General features: G+C 36.4%; 12 protein-coding genes and 1 pseudogene. 12 read left to right on the top strand and 1 reads right to left on the bottom strand.

The genetic code is table 11. The features are described 5' to 3' along the window. Window positions 1-17 precede the first annotated feature (17 nt). The 7 genes from dnaK to ABE34_RS24115 all read left to right on the top strand — a co-directional run bounded on the left by dnaK (window position 18) and on the right by ABE34_RS24115 (window position 9,340). On the top strand, window positions 18-1,856 hold the full coding sequence (gene dnaK / locus ABE34_RS24145) for a molecular chaperone DnaK (RefSeq protein ID WP_197144931.1): 1,839 nt from the start codon (window positions 18-20) through the stop codon (window positions 1,854-1,856). A gap of 546 nt (window positions 1,857-2,402) precedes the next feature. Then, the gene (gene dnaJ, locus ABE34_RS24140) at window positions 2,403-3,521 is read left to right on the top strand and encodes a molecular chaperone DnaJ (protein WP_197144930.1); all 1,119 of its coding nucleotides are present in this window, start codon (window positions 2,403-2,405) and stop codon (window positions 3,519-3,521) included. A gap of 21 nt (window positions 3,522-3,542) precedes the next feature. Further along, entirely contained in the window at window positions 3,543-4,484 is a 942-nt protein-coding gene (gene prmA, locus ABE34_RS24135) for a 50S ribosomal protein L11 methyltransferase (RefSeq protein ID WP_197144929.1), read from the top strand. 82 nt (window positions 4,485-4,566) lie between these two features. Beyond that, window positions 4,567-5,304, top strand: a complete 738-nt coding sequence (locus ABE34_RS24130; protein WP_197144928.1) for a 16S rRNA (uracil(1498)-N(3))-methyltransferase — start codon at window positions 4,567-4,569, stop codon at window positions 5,302-5,304. 357 nt (window positions 5,305-5,661) lie between these two features. Beyond that, a complete protein-coding gene (locus ABE34_RS24125; RefSeq protein WP_197144927.1) occupies window positions 5,662-6,477 on the top strand; it encodes a CsxC family protein in 816 nt (271 codons plus the stop codon). Window positions 6,478-6,965: 488 nt separating this feature from the next. After that, window positions 6,966-8,426 (top strand): BC_2427 family protein, encoded by a 1,461-nt coding sequence (locus ABE34_RS24120; RefSeq protein WP_197144926.1) that lies wholly within the window; start codon window positions 6,966-6,968, stop codon window positions 8,424-8,426. Between the two features lie 146 nt (window positions 8,427-8,572). Then, complete coding sequence (locus tag ABE34_RS24115) at window positions 8,573-9,340, top strand: CsxC family protein (RefSeq protein ID WP_197144925.1); 768 nt, start codon at window positions 8,573-8,575, stop codon at window positions 9,338-9,340. A 653-nt stretch (window positions 9,341-9,993) separates the two neighbouring features. Here ABE34_RS24115 and ABE34_RS25315 read toward each other — a convergent pair. Beyond that, window positions 9,994-10,725 carry a hypothetical protein gene (locus ABE34_RS25315; protein ID WP_241747225.1) on the bottom strand — a complete coding sequence of 244 codons (732 nt, stop codon included), beginning with the start codon at window positions 10,723-10,725 and terminating at the stop codon, window positions 9,994-9,996. Window positions 10,726-11,285: 560 nt separating this feature from the next. Here ABE34_RS25315 and mtaB point away from each other — a divergent pair. From mtaB to ABE34_RS24085, 5 genes and pseudogenes are all read left to right on the top strand, one after another. Further along, entirely contained in the window at window positions 11,286-12,635 is a 1,350-nt protein-coding gene (gene mtaB, locus ABE34_RS24105) for a tRNA (N(6)-L-threonylcarbamoyladenosine(37)-C(2))-methylthiotransferase MtaB (protein WP_197144924.1), read from the top strand. Window positions 12,636-13,026: 391 nt separating this feature from the next. Beyond that, window positions 13,027-13,698: a deoxyribose-phosphate aldolase gene (gene deoC, locus ABE34_RS24100; protein ID WP_197144923.1), complete on the top strand. Its 672-nt coding sequence runs from the start codon at window positions 13,027-13,029 to the stop codon at window positions 13,696-13,698. 550 nt (window positions 13,699-14,248) lie between these two features. After that, window positions 14,249-14,734: a VTT domain-containing protein gene (locus ABE34_RS24095; protein WP_197144922.1), complete on the top strand. Its 486-nt coding sequence runs from the start codon at window positions 14,249-14,251 to the stop codon at window positions 14,732-14,734. 302 nt (window positions 14,735-15,036) lie between these two features. Next, window positions 15,037-15,735 carry a polysaccharide deacetylase family protein gene (locus ABE34_RS24090; RefSeq protein WP_197144921.1) on the top strand — a complete coding sequence of 233 codons (699 nt, stop codon included), beginning with the start codon at window positions 15,037-15,039 and terminating at the stop codon, window positions 15,733-15,735. A 148-nt stretch (window positions 15,736-15,883) separates the two neighbouring features. Beyond that, window positions 15,884-16,913 (top strand): annotated as a pseudogene (locus ABE34_RS24085) (IS3 family transposase); the annotation flags it as partial.

Here is a 16,913-nt window from a genome sequence, read left to right as displayed (position 1 = left end):
AATAGGAGGAAATTTTAATGAGCAAAATTATCGGTATTGACTTAGGAACAACAAACTCATGTGTCTCTGTACTTGAAGGCGGAGAACCAAAAGTAATTCCAAACCCAGAAGGAAACCGTACAACACCATCTGTTGTTGCATTTAAAGGCGGAGAACGTCAAGTTGGTGAAGTAGCGAAACGTCAATCAGTAACAAACCCTAACACAATTATTTCTATTAAATCTAAAATGGGTACATCTGAAAAAGTTCAAGTGGAAGATAAAGAATATACGCCACAAGAAGTTTCTGCAATGATTCTTCAATACTTAAAAGGTTATGCTGAAGATTACTTAGGTGAAAAAGTAACAAAAGCAGTTATTACTGTACCTGCTTACTTCAACGATGCTCAACGTCAAGCTACAAAAGACGCTGGTAAAATCGCTGGTTTAGAAGTTGAACGTATTATCAACGAACCAACAGCTGCTGCACTTGCTTATGGTTTAGATAAACAAGATACAGATCAAAAAGTATTAGTATTTGACCTTGGTGGCGGTACATTTGACGTATCTATTCTTGAATTAGGTGACGGTGTATTTGAAGTATTAGCAACAGCTGGTGATAACAAACTAGGTGGGGACGATTTCGACGATGCTATTATCGAGTACCTTGTAGCAGAATTCAAAAAAGAAAACGGCATTGACCTTTCAAAAGATAAAATGGCTATGCAACGTCTAAAAGACGCAGCTGAAAAAGCGAAAAAAGACTTATCAGGTGTAACTTCTACTCAAATTTCTTTACCATTCATCACTGCTGGTGAAGCGGGTCCATTACACTTAGAAATTTCTTTAACTCGTGCTAAATTTGACGAAATTACATTACCATTAGTAAACCGTACAGTAGGTCCAGTACGTCAAGCATTATCTGATGCAGGTCTTTCAACATCTGAAATTGACCAAGTAATCTTAGTTGGTGGTTCTACTCGTATTCCAGCTGTACAAGAAGCTGTACGTAAAGAAACTAATAAAGAACCACACCGCGGTGTAAACCCTGACGAAGTTGTAGCAATGGGTGCTGCAGTTCAAGGTGGCGTATTAACTGGAGATGTTAAAGACGTAGTTCTACTTGACGTAACTCCACTTTCATTAGGTATCGAAACTATGGGTGGCGTATTCACAAAATTAATTGACCGTAATACTACGATTCCAACATCTAAATCACAAGTATTCTCAACTGCAGCTGACAACCAACCAGCAGTAGATATTCACGTACTACAAGGTGAGCGCTCAATGGCAGCTGACAACAAAACATTAGGTCGCTTCCAATTATCGGATATTCCGCCAGCACCACGTGGTGTACCACAAATCGAAGTAACATTCGATATTGATAAAAATGGTATCGTATCTGTTAAAGCGAAAGACCTTGGTACAAATAAAGAACAAACAATTGTTATCCAATCTGATTCTGGTTTATCTGAGGAAGAAATCGAACGTATGGTAAAAGATGCTGAGGCAAATGCTGAGGCGGATTCTAAACGTAAAGAGGAAGCAGATCTTCGCAACGAAGCTGACCAATTAGTGTTCCAAGTTGACAAAACAATTGCTGATTTAGGCGAACAAATTACAGAAGACGAGAAAAAATCTGTAGAAGATGCTCGTGATGAACTGAAAAAAGCGCTTGAAGCTGGCGAATTAGAAGGCATTAAATCTGCTAAAGAAAAACTAGAAGGTGTATTACAACCACTAGTAATGAAAGTATATGAACAAGCTGCAGCAGCTGCTCAAGCAGCTCAAGGTGGCGAAGCAGGTGCAGAAGCTGGCGATGGTAAAAAAGACGACATCGTAGACGCTGACTTTGAAGAAGTAAAAGACGATAAATAATAGTAAGTAACACAGTTAAGTGAAGAAGCCAAAGACCGCTTGCGGCTTTGGCTTTTCTCTTTATGTTTAGCTATATCCTATGACCATGTAGTCGTCTAGTTGCTAGATTTTTTGTGAGAAAAGGGAAAATACATGGATTAGGAAAATATAGGTTTATTATTGGTTGATAAAAGGATTTTTTATTGATATTTTGCTAATGAATGTCCATTTTTACTGATTGTAGCGTAGGGCTACTCGACTCCCGCGGGAAAGCGAGGCAGACGAGACCCTGAGGCTAACACGATGTTGGTCACGAAGGCGTTGTCACAGGATGCGAAAGCGAAGCGGCAGCAACAAATGTTTTATCTGTGCGAAAGCGAAGCGGCAGCAACAAAGCGAGTAGTCCGGAGTGGAAATCAGAGCCTTCTAATTAATAAGAATGGATAATAATGATTAATCAACCCCTTTGGTACAACAATTGTAATGTATATTTAATAATAAAATAGAGGCAGTTTTTTTAACTGCATGATACAATAGATTTTATGCAAAAAGAGCGGAGTGTGAATCATGGAGAAACGCGATTACTACGAGGTGCTTGGTTTAACGAAATCGGCTTCTAAAGATGAAATTAAAAAAGCATACCGTAAATTATCAAAGCAATACCATCCTGACCTTAATAAAGAGCCAGGTGCAGATGAAAAATTCAAAGAAATCGCTGAAGCTTATGAAGTATTAAGTGACGATCAGAAAAAAGCACGCTATGACCAATTTGGCCACGAGGATCCAAATGCAGGCTTTGGTGGTGGCTTCGGAGGCGGCGGCTTTGGCGGCTTCGAGGATATTTTCAGTTCATTCTTTGGTGGTGGCGGTCGCCGTCAGGACCCGAATGCACCACGCAAAGGTGATGACCTTCAATATCGTATGAATATTACGTTTGAGGAAGCAATTTTCGGAAAAGAAACAGAAATCGAAATTCCTAAAGATGAAGAATGTAATACTTGCCAAGGTTCAGGTGCAAAACCAGGTACTAATCCTGAGACATGTTCAACATGTCAAGGTGCTGGTCAAGTAAATCAGGCAGTAGATACACCATTTGGCCGTATGATGAATCGCCGTACTTGTTCAACATGTCAAGGTGCGGGTAAAATCATTAAAGAAAAATGTTCTACTTGTCGTGGTGAAGGAAAAGTTCAACAACGTAAGAAAATCAAAGTTAGTATTCCAGCAGGTGTTGACGATGGTCAGCAAGTTCGTGTGTCTAATCAAGGTGAGCCAGGTATAAATGGAGGACCTGCGGGGGATTTATATATTATGTTCCGCGTTCAAGGGCATAAAGAGTTTGAGCGTGATGGCGATGATATTTATTTCGAACTAAAACTGACATTCCCACAAGCAGCTCTTGGTGATGAAATTGAAGTTCCGACTGTTCATGGGAAAGTAAAACTACGTATTCCAGCGGGAACACAGTCAGGTGCACAATTCCGTCTAAAAGACAAAGGTGTCAAAAACGTCCATGGCTATGGCACAGGGAATCAATATGTAACAGTAAAAGTTGTAACGCCAGAAAAATTAACAGAAAAACAAAAGCAATTACTACGTGAATTTGCAGAAATCAGTGGTGATATTCCTGAAGAGCAAGGAAGCACACTATTCGATAAAATTAAGAAAAAATTCCAAGGTGAATAATTAGAGGAGCTGAAGAGCTACGTGAAGTGGTCAGAATTATCCATTCATACAAAAAATGAAGCGGTAGAAGCAATTTCGAATATTTTGCATGAAGCAGGGGCAAGTGGTGTGGTTATTGAGGATTCTGCAGAATTTGCGAAACCACGAGAAGATCAGTATGGTGAAATTTATGCGCTAAATGAAGCGGATTTTCCGAAAGATGGTGTTATTGTTAAGGCTTACTTATCGGAGTCTAGTTTTTTAAATGAAACAGTCGAAGAAATTAAGGCAGCTATAACAAATCTAACGAACTTCAACATCGATATTGGTGAAAATGTTGTTTCGATTGTGGAAGTTAACGAGGAAGACTGGGCAACAGCATGGAAGCAATACTATCATCCTGTAAAAATTTCTGAACGCTTTACAATCGTACCAACATGGGAAGAGTATGTACCAGTATCAACAGATGAGCTAATTATTGAATTAGATCCTGGTATGGCTTTCGGTACAGGAACACACCCTACAACTGTTATGTGTTTACAGGGGCTTGAGAAGGTTGTAAAAGAGGAAGATATGGTTATCGATATCGGAACGGGTTCGGGCGTTCTATCAATTGGTGCAGCCTTACTAGGAGCTAAGAGCGTGCATGCACTTGATTTAGACGAAGTAGCTGTACGTTCAGCACAAGAAAATGTTGCATTAAATAAAGTGGATGATAAAGTATCAGTATTCCATGGGAACTTATTGGATACTGTAAAGGAACCAGCTGATGTCGTTGTGGCTAATATTTTAGCAGAAATTATTATGTCCTTTACTGACGATGCATTTTCAATTGTTAAACCGGGTGGATTATATCTCACTTCAGGCATCATTGCCGCAAAACGTGATGATGTAAAAGCAGCACTAGAAGCTTCAGGCTTTGTTATCGAAGAAGTATTATTAATGGAAGATTGGGTAGCGATCATTGCCCGTCGACCACAATAAGTGGACTGAGGAAGCGCCAAATCGGGAGCCGAGTGCTTGTGATTTGGCGTTTTCTCTTCTTTTTAGAAAGGAGTACGGTTAAATGCAGCGATATTTTATTGAGACAACCATAGAGGAAGCACGAATTAGCGGAGAAGATGCCCGACATATTGAACGGGTAATGCGTATGAAAGAGGGCGACAAAATCGTAGTTGTCGCACAAAATACAGCTCATATTTGTGAAGTTTCAGCCTTTGAAGGGGATGAGGTACACGTTCAAACTACGGGTGAGATCGTTCCTTCACCAGAGTTACCTATCCATGTAACGGTGGCATGTGGGTTGCCGAAGGGTGATAAGTTAGAACTGATTACACAAAAGGCGACAGAGCTTGGAATGTTTGCCTTGTTGCCATTTGAAGCGGAGCGTTCCATCGTTAAATGGGATAAAAAGAAAGGTGCCAAAAAGCAAGAGCGTCTACAAAAAATTGCAAAAGAAGCAGCTGAACAATCCCATCGTACACATATTCCAGAAATATATGAACCGATTTCTTTCAAACAGCTAGTAGAACAAGTAGACAATTTCGACGCCGTTTTTATAGCGGATGAAGAAGATGCAAAAGCAGAACAACGTACAAGGTTTGCAGAGAAGCTAAAAAACGTGTATGACAAGAAGTCAAAATCTATTCTTATTATCTTTGGTCCTGAAGGCGGCATTGCACGAAAAGAAGCGGATGCCCTGCTTCAAGCAGGTGCTCAAACGATGTCTTTAGGACCCCGAATTTTACGAGCAGAAACGGCACCACTCTATGCACTATCTGCAATATCTTATGAATTTGAATGAGACAGCGTTTAGCATTGTTAAAAGAGGTTTTCACACAGTGCATGAGTAAACATCATTATTATTGCGTATATATGCAGTCGTGCAAGGTTTGAAAACTTAGGTAATCCTATAAGTAGAGCCGATTCAAAAAACTTTGAATCGGTTTTTTTAGTAAAATCCCATGTTGAAGGAACGTTGTCAAATCAGGTGCCACAACGGTGAGTAGCTGGCATTGTGTTCATTTTTAACCCTCCGCTCAAAAATCCCTTTATTTAAATGAATAAAAAACTAGTATACGCGTCCATTCATAGATTTAATTGCTACATATTCTGATACTGAGAGCTCTCGAATACTACAAAATGAAAAGAGGGGAATTTTTTGAGTGGTCAATGTGAAAATCAAAATCAAGTGCCACCTTGTCCAGTAACATCAACTGAACAAATACCATTAAATAGTGAGGCTACTATACTAGCCGCTACACCGGTTACGGCACCAACTATTAAAGTTCCAGTTGCACTTGCAGAACCAACACTTCAAATAGTTGTGGAATCAGATATTACGCTGGATCCTGCAGCAACTGAAATCAAAAGAGTAAAAAAAAATGTTTTCCTAAATCAAGTTAAATTAGTGCCTGTTCGATTTGCACGTATTGATAACACTGACTTTTTTAGAGTAACAAGAGCTAAATTGTTTGTAGCAGGACATATTCGCAAAAATATAGAATATGCTTCAGCGGCATGTAATGGAGCGCTACAAGATAGAATTGCTGATGTTCCGTTTTCTGGTTTTACAGAACTTATTTTCCCACAAACAATTGGAGGCACTACTCCAATCATCGGAATTTCCGAGTTTGCCGAAGCGAACTTCCTGAATGAAGTTACTCAAATGGATGCTCGATTGGATAAGGCTTTCTTCCAAAATTTAGTTAAGTACAATGAACAACCATTTGGCGAGTTAGTCGCTGCAAACTTCTTTGAACTTGATTTTTCACCAGTTATGACATCACCTGAAGGTACTTTCCGCACATTGCGTGAAAAAATTGTTCTAGATCTTACAGTAAAAGTACTGCAAGTTCAACAAGTACGCCTTGGAGCTGGTAGTGCTGTAATAACTCCTGTTTTACCAGGATTGACTCCACCGGTTAGTCCTGCTGATCCACCAGTTAGACCTAATCCTCCTTCTAATCCTTGTTAATTCATTAGTTTTTAGAGGAGCGAGTAGATAAAAGCGGGCATTTAGAGGCATATTGAAAATCCAATATTTGAGTTTTGGCAGTTGACAGTTTGATTGAATAGAACTGTTAACTGCCTTTTTGCTATATATTATCGGGTTGAAAACAAAATAATGGAAAGATAGATATGTTCTATTTAAGTAATCGACTTAAACGCATTAATATCGAATTTTCTACTGAGATTTGGAAATTACCGAGTGGCAAAAGTAAAAGTAATGCATAAAATGGATTGTAATTATAAGTGCAACGCTTAGAAAAGAAAAAGAGTTTCATGGATTAAAAACGAAAAAGGGTTATAGTGTGCGTTTTCTTGAAGAAACGGATTTTGAACATGGCGCATAAAGTCTGAATATTTGACCGAAAAGCTGTCTTGGCTGGAAAAATGCTTAGGAGTTTTTTACAAATCACCTGTTGCACGTTATTTGTCAATACATTATTTAGGAGTGAACTAATGAAAACTCCATGGATTAATTTTAGAAAAATGAAAGAAATAAGTTCCAAACAAAAAGTTTTCATCAATTGTAATTATCAAATTAAACCCAAGAAAAAGATAGATCATACACCTCAACTAGATACTACAGGTGACATTTCATATTCTTTCAATGCCGATTTTATAAATAATGACCTTGCTATAGAAAAAGATGAAACCAGTCTTGTAACGCATCTAAATCCCGATAGTGAGCTACTCATTCCTCCTGAAATTGATGTTGAGAATGAAATGAACGACCTCCTTAATAAAGAAGAGGCGGATGATACCAGTCCTGTAGAAGAAGAGGAAGTTGCGCATATAGATCCTAATGCTGAGTTACACAGCCCTTCTGAAGTTGATGTAGAGAATGAAATGAATGATCTCCTTAATAAAGAAGGGGCGGATGAAACCAGTCCTGTGGAAGAAGAGGATCTAGCAGCGCATTTAGATTCTAATGCTGAGTTACACAGCCCTTCTGAAGTTGATGTAGAGAATGAAATGAATGATCTCCTTAATAAAGAAGGGGTGGATGAAACCAGTCCTGTGGAAGAAGAGGATCTAGCAGCGCATATAGATCCTAATAGCGCGCTACACATCTCTGCTAAAGTTGATGTAGAGATTGATACAGAAGAGATGGAGAAAAACAATTCTACAGGTGATAGTAGTGTATCTACAAGTTCAGCGCAAGGACAAATATGTTCTATAACCAATAAAAGTCTAATTTCTACTCATATAGAAATTAATGATTTTCTTCATGCTCCTATTTGTGGTGAGGTTGTTAAAAATACATTTGATTTTCTTGATTTAAACAATCAACTAACTCCTCAACTTGAAACCAAACTATTTAATACTTCAACGGATTATCCTGAACAGCCCGATTGTCGTTTAGTTCACTCAAAAATTAATGAAATAATATTTTTAATGAAAAAAGATACTTATGAAAAAAATAATCAGGCGAGTAATCCGTCTAAATCAGTTGTAGTTCCTTTACATAACACACAATCAATTAAAAAAGGAGAAACAAATAATAACTCTTACGCTTCCGATGATGTTATGCATATTAGAGTTCCGGTTGTAGTAGGGGAATATAAAATTGAAATATGTCTTGAAGAATTTATTCAATTTGACAAAGGGATTGTGGGAGTAAAAGACATCTCGAATGAGGTAGTACTAACAAATTGTAGATTCGTACCTAGTCAGTTTTCCCAATCATTGAATAATGGGACATGTACAGCGTTAAAGGGAAAATTATTTATTGAAGGCTTTATAAATCAAAATATTGAATATACTACATTTCACACTACGAATGCAGTTCCTACACAAGATGAGTCATTAATTCATTCAAACCAATTGTGCCAAAATATAGTATTAGAATTAATCATCCATATGCTACAAGTACAGAAAATTCGAGTCCGTTATGACAGTCAAGAGTCTAGCGAGTAATTAAAACTTATCTCTCAGCTTAAAAAATCCCTTTTTTTAATATCGAAAATAACTAGTATATACGTCCATGTGTAGATTTAATAGCTACATATTCTAGCAATATAGAGAGCGCTCTCTAATGACAAAAAATGAAAAGAGGGAATTTTTTGAGTGATCAATTAGAAAATCAAATGCTACCTTGTCCTGTAGCATCCACTGAACAAATACCTTTAAATAGTGAGGCTACTCCACTAATCGCTACACCAGTTACAGCTCCAACTATTAAAGTTCCAGTTGTACTTGCGGAGCCAACACTTCAAATAGTAGTGGAGTCAGATATTACGCTTACTCCTGCAGCAACTGAAATCAAAAGAGTGAAAAAAAATGTATTCCTAAATCAAGTTAAATTAGTACCGGTTAGATTTGCACGTATTGATAACACTGACTTTTTTAGAGTAACAAGAGCTAAATTATTTGTAGCAGGACATATTCGTAAAAATATTGAATATGCTTCATCGGCATGTAATGGCGCACTTCGTGATAGAATTGCAGACGTTCCGTTTTCTGGTTTTACAGAACTTAATTTCCCACAAACACCTGGAGGCACTACTCCAATCATAGGAATTTCTGAGTTTGCCGAAGCGAATTTCCTGAATGAAAGAACTCAAATGGATGCTCGATTGGATAAGGCTTTCTTCCAAAATCTTGTAAAATACAATGAACAACCATTCGGCGAGTTAGTTGCTGCAAACTTCTTTGAACTTGATTTTTCACCAATTATGGCAGCACCAGAAGGTACTTTCAGCACATTACGCGAAAAAATTGTTCTGGATCTTACAGTAAAAGTACTGCAAGTTCAACAAGTTCGCCTTGGAGCGGGTAGTACTGTAGTAACTCCTGTTCTTTTAGGACTTACTCCTCCTGTTAGTCCTTAATCTAGTTTTTAGATGTGCAGAACAAACAGCACAAATTAAAGGGTTGTTCTAAGAAAACGTAATTGAAAAAACTGCCCAAAATTATTTAATGGCACTGATAAAAATTTACTATTTGAGTTGGCAGTTGAAAGTTAGAGAGTGAATCTAATTTTTAACTGCCTTTTTGCAATTTATTTTGAAATTGGACTTTTTTTCTTTTATATTATTTGTATTTTTAGTAGAGGAACTCTTATTAGTAAATACTTTTCATTTATATATTTTTTGAAGCCTAGCCAAAAAGCTAGGCTCATTATATTTATTTGTGCTATTATAAGACACGTTGATAATTTAATTTATTGTAGTGTACTCTTGAAAGGATGATATATATTATGAGTAACGAGCGATCAAAAATCGTGAGTTTCCATACTCTAGGTTGACCTTTTCCCAAATGAGAAAGCCGATTCAAGTAAAACTTGGATCGGCTAAAAAAGAGGCTGGGACACAAGGATTTTAGCCAATGAAAAACCCGAACTATATCACGAAACGCTCAGCCTGTGTTTCGTAATTGTTCGGGTTTTCTGTTTATATTCATTGCTAATTTAAAAATTATACGTTTTTCATAAAGTACAAATTAGTTATGTCCCAGCCTCAGATAATTAATATTTATTTAATTGTTAGTGAATAAGGCATACCATAGCTTGAGCGCCTAAACAACTAGCGCAAGTTACTATACCTACAATATTTCCGCCAAATATTACAGAGAGACAAGCAGCGGAACATAATTCTTTCGTAAGTTCAGGAGCATTTTTCCAAGCATTTTTTAAACAATCCCAAGTATCGCTCCAATAACCTGCTTCACCACTATCAGTTGGAGATACTTCGTTATATATTTTTTTGTCAATAACTTCATTTGTGCCTACATCAAGAGTCATGCCAACCACTTTTTCATCATTTAATGTTGAGTAGGTAACTTCAATTTCATTATTTTCGATATCAAGAACTGATTTCATAATAATAAAATCATCACTAACTTCACCAGTTGTTTTATCATAAGCAGTCAATAAACGAATATCAAAGTTTTCATTGTTCTGCTTATAAGGAATCATTAAACCATCTTTATCCTTGCCGAAATCCATGAACTCAATATTTTTCCAATCGAAATCATCTTTATTGTACTCACTATGATTAAAATTCTCCGCTATATCTAAATCTTCTTTTACATCGTTTATTACTAAATTATTTTTTAAAAAACCTGCTTGTTCCATTTGTAAAGGTAATTTTTGTGAACAGCTATTACAATCATTGTTCTCACCTATTTCTTTAGCAATAGCTCCTTCTAAATTTACAGATAGGGGTTGCAATGCTAAAAACATGATCATTACCAAAAAGATTAACTTTTTCTTCACGTACAATTCCTCCTGAATCTTAAATTTATTTTTTGAAAAACTTGTACCACGGAACACCAATGAAAAAAACGACAATTAAAAGATAAAGAAAATCATGAGATTGTATCCCATCTGAAAAAAGTATTAGTAATACGGCTATAAATGCCAATATTCTAATTAAGATAGTTTTTTTCATTAAAGACCCCCATTCTTTTATAGATTATTATGAATGGTTTTTTAGAAAAATGGAATTACCACCCATAGAAAATATTACCATCTATTACATATAATTTCCACTTCTTTATAAAGAAATAGGTTATTTGAAAAAATTCGGAATATTCCACGGGATTATGCAGGTAATATTTGAGATTTGGAGAGATGAAAGAAAGGCACTCATTTTTAATAATGAGTGCCTTTCTCCATGAATAGAACCTGGTCATTCATAAAAAAGTATCTTAAAAGTACTGATTTCAAAAGGTTTGTGTTATTATAGTTCACGTATCTATAAATTATGGACATCAAATAATAATTAAAAGTTAAGAAACAAAATGTAATGCAATCTTGAAAGGATGAAATTTATTATGAGTGAAACGCTTCCTAAAACCCTAGCTCTATATACATTAGGTTGTAAAGTAAATCATTATGAAACAGAAGCAATTTGGCAGTTATTTAAAGAAGAAGGCTATGATCGTACGGAGTTTGATCGTCAAGCAGACGTCTATGTCATTAATACATGTACAGTAACAAATACAGGGGATAAAAAATCACGTCAGGTTATCCGTCGAGCTATTCGTCAAAATCCAGACGCTGTCATTTGTGTTACAGGCTGTTACGCTCAAACTTCTCCAGCTGAAATTATGGCGATTCCTGGTGTTGACATTGTTGTAGGAACACAGGATCGTACAAAATTACTTGGCTACATAGATCAATATCTTACTGAACGCCAACCAATTAATGCTGTGCGTAACATTATGAAAAATCGTGTATATGAGGAATTAGACGTGCCTGCATTTACAGACCGTACACGCGCATCTTTAAAAATACAAGAAGGCTGTAATAACTTCTGTACGTTTTGTATTATTCCATGGGCACGTGGGTTAATGCGCTCTCGAGATCCTCAAGAAGTATTGAGCCAAGCCCAACAACTAGTGGATGCAGGGTATCTTGAAATTGTTCTAACTGGTATTCATACAGGTGGCTATGGACAAGACTTAAAAGATTACAATTTAGCCCAGCTTCTACGTGATTTAGAGGCAAATGTGAAAGGTTTAAAACGCCTTCGTATTTCTTCGATTGAGGCAAGTCAATTAACAGATGAAGTGATTGAAGTTTTACGTGAATCAAAAATCGTTGTTAACCACCTACACATTCCAATCCAATCTGGCTCAGATACAGTTTTAAAACGTATGCGTCGTAAGTATACAATGGAGTTCTTCGGTGAACGTTTAACTAAACTACATGAAGCGTTACCAGACTTGGCTGTCACTTCTGATGTAATCGTAGGTTTCCCAGGTGAAACAGAGGAAGAGTTCATGGAAACATATAACTTTATTCGTGACCATAAGTTTTCTGAATTACACGTATTCCCGTTCTCTCCACGTACAGGTACACCAGCTGCGCGCATGGAGGACCAAATTGACGAAAACATTAAAAACGAACGTGTTCACCGATTAATCGCTTTAAATGATCAATTAGCGAAGGAATATTCTTCTCGCTTTGAAGATCAAGTGCTAGAGGTAATTCCTGAGGAATTCGTGCATGATGAAAGCGGTGAGGCAGGGCTTTTAACAGGTTATACTGATAATTACTTAAAAGTAGTCTTTGAAGGTCCTGAAAGCCTAATCGGTCAGCTTGTAAAAGTGAAAATTACACAAGCTGGATATCCTCATTCTAAAGGACAATTTGTTCGTGTATTAGAAACTATAAAATAACAAAAGAGTACCTATGAATAGAAACACCGTTCAAACTTTGAACGGTGTTTTGCTATATTTTAACTTCTTTCAGTAGGTGGCTAAATACCCGCGAAAGCGAAGCGAATACCCGTTGAAATATTGAGACACCAATGTTAATAGGTGGATTTACAACTGTAACAGTTGGATCAGTCGTTATTGCTAGTATTTTTGATCAAAACATTGTAGTTGCATTGACTTCTTTCAGCAGTCCGACTCTAGAGAAGATTTTGCCTAGGGATAATGGAGTTGTTTCTAAAATAAATTTGAATTCATCTAATTGCATTCATTCAAAATTAGACGGAAACGTTAAAAAATGTTATGATTCCAGAGAGGTACGTACAACTTGTTGATAGAAGGAGAGTCTAATAAAATGGAACAAAATTTCGCACGTATGATTGATCACACATTATTAAAGGCTAAAGCTACAAAAGAGCAAATCGAAAAATTGTGTGCAGAGGCAAAACAATTTAACTTTGCTTCTGTTTGTGTAAATCCAACTTGGGTGAAATATAGCAGCGAGCTTTTACAAGGCTCAGATGTTTTAGTTTGTACAGTAATTGGCTTCCCTTTAGGTGCTAACACACCAGCTGTTAAAGCATTCGAAGCGAAAGATGCGATTGCTAACGGTGCAAAAGAGGTAGACATGGTTATCAATATCGGTGCATTAAAGGATAAAAACTATGACCTTGTGCAAGCAGATATTGCTGCAGTTGTTGAAGCGGCAAAAGGTAGCGCACTTGTAAAAGTAATTATTGAATCTTGCCTTCTAACTGATGAAGAAAAAGTAAAAGTATGTGAGCTAGCTGTGGCAGCAGGTACTGACTATGTGAAAACATCAACAGGTTTTTCTACTGGTGGCGCAACTGCAGAAGATATTGCCTTAATGCGTAAAACAGTAGGCCCAGATTTAGGTGTAAAAGCTTCTGGCGGTGTACGAAGCTTAGAAGATATGCAAAAGATGGTTGAGGCTGGAGCTACTCGTATTGGAGCAAGTTCTGGTGTTGCTATTATGAACGGATTAATTGCAGATTCTAATTATTAATAGTAAGGACTACGGGGCTGTTCGTTATGGACTAGCCCCGTTTTTATTGAAAATTTGATTGATAGTATAATAATGGAAAATATTTCATACATAAAAAATGAGCAAATTGATAAATTCCTTTACTATTTATTCATGGATATTATCAAAATTTAACCTATTGAACGAATGTTGTTGTTTCATTCACAATACACCTCTTTTTAACTCATAGTAGATGTTGTATTATGAAGAGTACTTGTAAAAATGTACAGAGAGGAATATTATCATTTTTATGGGTTATCATCAAGTTTCTTATAAAATCTTGGTGATTGGATCATTTTACAAGAACTTTGTATAGATACGAACTAAATTTTTACATAACTTAGTAACATCGATAACATATGGTATTTAAGATTGAATGCGTTGATCATTAATAGGTCAATCAAATACGATTATTTAATCTTAATTGCCTCTCCGTTTTTAATCCTTGGAGTGTTTTAAATGAAAAAATGGGGGAATATATGATGTTTAATGATATAGGTAACGATTTGTATTAAAAAAGGAGAAACTATTCGTGGAATTCATAAGCAGTTTTATAAGTCAATATGGATATCTAGCTATATTTTTAATCTTATCTTTAGGAATAATTGGCTTACCCATTCCTGATGAGATCTTAATGACGTTTGTGGGGTTTTTGTGTCATGAGGGACATTTAAACTTTCTATTGAGTATTATCTTAAGCTTTTTAGGCGCATCCACTGGTATGGTATTTAGCTATGCAATTGGAAATAAATTAGGAACACCATTAATAATAAAATATGGAAAGTGGTTTGGACTAAATAATAGACGGTTTACTAAAGTTGAACGATGGTTTCATCGTTTTGGACCGTGGACAATAATTATAGGATATTTTGTTCCGGGGATTAGACACGTTACAAGTTACATGTCTGGAATCACACAGATGAAGTTTAGTACTTTTTTGGCTTTTGCTTGTTTTGGTGCGATGATATGGGTAATTATTTTTATTTCTATAGGATATTTTCTTGGAGTAACATTTTAAAAATAGGCTGTTTTCGCAAAGATTGTTGCTCTTCAACTAACCTTTCTTGTTGCACTAACAGGGTAGGATAGTTTAATAAGGAATGCTAAAATAGCCTTAATTTCAAAACGATTTTATTTAATACTGCTCAACAAAAAGTAGGCAGAACAGTATTCGGGAGAACTTTCTAAATTTGATTTTTGACGAAGAAAAGAATACAGAATATTTTTGGCTGTTGCTGTTGCCTTTGATTTGGAAGGACTAACGCTTTATGATAAAATGGTAAACTGTATTTAAAACTCCTGAATGGAAAGAGGATTGCTGTGAAAAAGAAGTTGGTATTGATTGGGATAGGGATTCTCTTAGTTTTCCTTCTACTACTAGGCACTTATAAATTAATGAATTCTAGGACGTATCAGTTATTTGGGGGCTTAACCAAACAAGTAGAGACGAATCAAAAAGTAGTTGCTTTAACTTTTGATGATGGTCCGGCGGGTAACACAAATCAGATATTGCCGCTATTAGAAGAGTACAATGCTAAAGCTACCTTTTTTCTGATAGGTTCAGAAATAGAAAAATTTCCAGAGGAAGCAAGAAGAATTGCAGAAGAAGGACATCAAATTGGGAATCATACCTATTCGCATAATCGGATGATTTTCAAAACACCCTCTTACTACAAAGATGAAATAGAAAAGACAGATCAATTGATTCAAAATACAGGTTACAAAGGTGAAATTGATGTTCGGCCACCTAATGGGAAAAAGCTGATAGGGTTGCCGTATTACCTTAATAAACATAAAAGAGAAACTATAACTTGGAACCTTGAACCAGATACTTTTTACACAACGGTTTCTGACAAAGTAAAATATGTGACTGAGAATATTGAACCTGGTTCGATTATCTTGCTGCATCCAATGTATGATGAAACGGGCAAATCGCTCCAAACAATTGAAGGTATACTAAAGGAACTTTCAAATAAGGGTTATAAATTTATCACTGTTAATGAACTTCAAGATTTATAGTATAAAAAAAAGAGTTAATTTCCTACCTTTGAACTGAACCCCGAATAGTGGACACTTTAAAAAAAGTGGACCTATTCGGGGTTTTTCTATTTTCAACGTTTGAAAACCCCGTTATACTAACCATACCATTTATGAACGGGAGAACATCATGAGTAAAATAATTTTTAACGAGCACCAACGCAGACAAATTGAAGCGAATCCAAATGTCGCCTCAGTATCCGACCGCTCAATTCAATATACAGCCGACTTTAAATTGAAAGCTGTTCAGGCAAATTTACAAGGAAAAGGTCCAGTCCAAATCTTCAGAGAAGCAGGATTTGACTTAGAGCTGATAGGAATTAAGAAAGCTCAAAGTGCAATTAGCCGTTGGAAGAAAACATATCAAACACATGGTAAGGAAGGCTTTTACGAGGAACGTCGTGGAAAAGAGAGTACTGGTCGTCCACGCCTTGAAAACTTATCCGCAGAAAAAAAACTTGAGAAAGCGGAAGCGCGTATTCAACTATTAGAGGCAGAACTTAATCTGTTAAAAAAGCTCGACGAAATGGAAAGGCAGGCGAAGAAGAATCGTTTTTAACACCAAAAGAGAAATACCAAGCCATCAATGAAACGATTCGTTTATATCAATTAAAAAATATGACTCGTCATCTTTGTCAGGTAGCGAATGTCAGTCCAAGCGGCTATTATAAGTGGCTTCAAAATAGGGAGAAACACGCTTTACGTGAAGAAGCTGATTATCAAGATTACATCTTATTAAAATCAATTTATGATCAAGCGAAAGGGAAAATTGGTTATCGTGGATTTTATATGGCACTGGTAGATGTGCTGGACACACCGATGAACCATAAAAAGATTCTTCGTCTGATGCGTAAGTTCAATTTATATGCAAAAGTACGTCGTGCGAATCCATATCGTCTGTTAGAAAAAGCAACAGAGGCGCATCGCCGTATACCGAACCATTTAAACCGTGCATTTAAGCAAGAGGAGCCAGGAAAAGTATTCTTAACAGATATTACGTATCTGCAATATAGAGGTGGTCAAAGGGCGTATTTATCATGCGTGAAAGATGTCGCAACACGAGAAATTGTAGCATATGAATTATCTACTACGTTAAAGATGTCCCTTGTCTATAAGACGCTTGAAAAGTTAAAAACACATCTAGACGGCAATCTCCATCC

The sequence above is a fragment of the Lysinibacillus sphaericus genome, assembly GCF_015844675.1.
Lineage (GTDB): Bacteria > Bacillota > Bacilli > Bacillales_A > Planococcaceae > Lysinibacillus > Lysinibacillus sphaericus_E.
Note: the sequence above shows the minus strand (reverse complement) of the source record. Positions and strands in the feature narration are given on the sequence as shown.

Excerpts from the sequence above, each read along its gene's own strand:
- dnaK (WP_197144931.1), top strand. The coding sequence starts at position 18 with ATGAGCAAAATTATCGGTATTGACTTAGGAACAACAAACTCATGTGTC.
- deoC (WP_197144923.1), top strand. The coding sequence starts at position 13,027 with ATGGAACAAAATTTCGCACGTATGATTGATCACACATTATTAAAGGCT.
- dnaJ (WP_197144930.1), top strand. The coding sequence starts at position 2,403 with ATGGAGAAACGCGATTACTACGAGGTGCTTGGTTTAACGAAATCGGCT.
- mtaB (WP_197144924.1), top strand. The coding sequence starts at position 11,286 with ATGAGTGAAACGCTTCCTAAAACCCTAGCTCTATATACATTAGGTTGT.
- ABE34_RS24130 (WP_197144928.1), top strand. The coding sequence starts at position 4,567 with ATGCAGCGATATTTTATTGAGACAACCATAGAGGAAGCACGAATTAGC.
- ABE34_RS24120 (WP_197144926.1), top strand. The coding sequence starts at position 6,966 with ATGAAAACTCCATGGATTAATTTTAGAAAAATGAAAGAAATAAGTTCC.